Raw genomic sequence first — 1,728 nt, 5'->3', positions numbered from 1 at the left:
ATAGGGGTAGGAAACGGCTTTCGCCGTCCCCTCCCTCCGAACCCGGTGTGCGGTTTTCCCGCGACGGGCTCTCCAGTCAGTTGTTTCCACATCGGGATTGGCGCGCCAATTGATGAGCCTCGTACATCGTGAACAGCCCAAGATTGGCGAAGAAGGCATTTGGCCATCGACTGTGATCGCGAAAGCATCGACCCTGACCTGGACGATGTAACTGTCGGCGCAGGACCGCTCGCAGTCGACGACGAACAAAGCCGTCGATTGACGAGAAGGTGTATCGGTGGGCATGCCGGAAGTATCCGAACCAGCCTCGCAGGATCGGATTGATCGACGCAATGATGCTCTCGATCGAATCGCCCCGGTGGCGCTTGGTCAGGGCACGGATTCGATCCCGCAGCCCCATCAGACTCTTCTTGCGCACCCACCGTTGACCCGCCTCGAACCGGTAACCCAGAAACTCGAAACCATGACCCTCCAACCGACAATCCCCAACGTGGGTTTTGTCGGGATGCAGTGTCAAGCCGTTCGTCTTTACCCAAGCCCGCATACGGGCGAGCGCATCATCTGCTTCCTCCCGCGTGCGGCATAACACCACGGCGTCATCCGCGTAGCGCACCATGACCAACCCTGCCTGACGCATTTCCACATCAAGCTCGTGCAGGTACAGATTTGCCAACAGGGGGCTGATAACTGCCCCTTGCGGACTGCCAGAAGTCGGCGTCCAACGCGTCATGTCTTCCATGATGTCTTGCTTGAGAAAGGACTGGATGAGTTCCAGAACCCGGCCGTCCGCGATTCGCCCGGCCACTCTCGCGAGAAGGGGCAGGTGTGGGATCGAGTCAAAATAGCTTTGCAGGTCAGCATCGACCACCCAGCAGTAGCCCGCTTTCACATGCTGGTCAACTTCTCGGAGCGCGTCCTTGCATCCCAAGCCCGGGCGGAAGCCGTAGCTTCTTGGCTCGAACTCGTGCTCGAAGATCGGCTCGATGACCAGCTTCAGGGCCGCTTGAACTACGCGGTCCTTCACAGCGGGTATCCCGAGCGGGCGACGTCCTTTACCTTTCGGTATGTAGACGCGCCGCACCGGCTGCGGGCGATAGCTACCGTCCTGCAATGCATGCGCCAGTTCAGCAAGATAGCGGTCCCGCGCTTGCGCGAATCGCTTCACGCTCATGCGGTCCACTCCCGCCGCCCCGGCGTTCTTCTCGACCTGAGCCCATCCCAGCGCGAGCGTGTCCAGGCGAAAAACCTTGTCAATCAGACTGTGCCATTTACCTCCCTTAACTCCGTTTTGTAGAGCAGCCAACATAGCGTCCGTCCAGATTGAAGCTGACGCGAATTTCCGCTGCACGCAGCTTCCCAGCGCGTTTGCATCTCGTCTAGTCGTTTCCGACACTGGCGATGCTTCGATCTTCATCTCTGCTTCCTTCCGGTCTTTTGCTATCAACTTTCCTGCCCCGCTTCCCTAGTGCGCCTTTTGCTCTGACGCAGGTCTCCACGGCTTTACTCTTCCGTGTGCAGTACTATCGGGACTCTGACTCCTGCCAGCGTTCACCTCGCCGGCAGGTCTCCCCGCTTGCTTCGTGCTACCGTCCTATCGTTCCGTCCTCAACCACGTGGTACGCCACCGCACCGCTTTATCCGCCACGACAGCGTGCTGTGTTGCTTCCAGGCTTCGCCACTTTAGTGCAGGCTCGCCGCCATACCCCGCCGAAACAGGTTCGTTAACCT

Annotated in this window: 1 protein-coding gene; it reads right to left on the bottom strand. The window is 59.2% G+C overall.

Annotated elements, in window-relative coordinates:
* Nucleotides 1–76: 76 nt before the first annotated feature.
* Nucleotides 77–1,414: a group II intron reverse transcriptase/maturase gene (ltrA, locus tag J8I34_RS33840; protein WP_209777871.1), complete on the bottom strand. Its 1,338-nt coding sequence runs from the start codon at nucleotides 1,412–1,414 to the stop codon at nucleotides 77–79.
* Nucleotides 1,415–1,728 lie beyond the last annotated feature (314 nt).

The sequence above is a fragment of the Cupriavidus phytohabitans genome (genome assembly GCF_017815025.1).
Taxonomy (GTDB): Bacteria; Pseudomonadota; Gammaproteobacteria; order Burkholderiales; family Burkholderiaceae; genus Cupriavidus.
This window is presented reverse-complemented; position numbering and strand designations above follow the sequence as displayed.